Source organism: Citrobacter sp. TBCS-14, from assembly GCF_005280805.1.
In the GTDB taxonomy this organism is placed as follows: domain Bacteria; phylum Pseudomonadota; class Gammaproteobacteria; order Enterobacterales; family Enterobacteriaceae; genus Citrobacter; species Citrobacter gillenii.
Map to the genome: position 1 here is coordinate 1 of NZ_SZWM01000147.1, position 262 is coordinate 262.

General features: G+C 36.6%; 1 protein-coding gene. It reads left to right on the plus strand.

Annotated elements, in window-relative coordinates; translation table 11 throughout:
- Positions 1-40: 40 nt before the first annotated feature.
- Positions 41-262, plus strand: a 222-nt coding sequence (locus FDX22_RS03585) for a hypothetical protein (RefSeq protein WP_212732852.1), incomplete at its 3' end; no start/stop codon positions are given.

Sequence of the window (262 nt, forward strand, 5' to 3'; positions counted from 1 at the left end):
TAAATTGCAATCACTTGCTGAACGTGTTAAACGACTTCAAATGTCTTATCCAGAACTTTACGAATTGATTGTAGCAGAACTTACACAAGCTATCGTAAACAAAATTGTTGACCTTGCTCTTGTTGAGGGAGACGGAACAAACGGCTTTAAATCAATCGAAAAAGAAGCAGACGCTAAAAAAATCAAAAAAATTACTACAAAGGCCAAATCAGCTGGAAAAACTCCATTTGCTGACGCTATTGAAGAAGCGGTTGACTTTGTT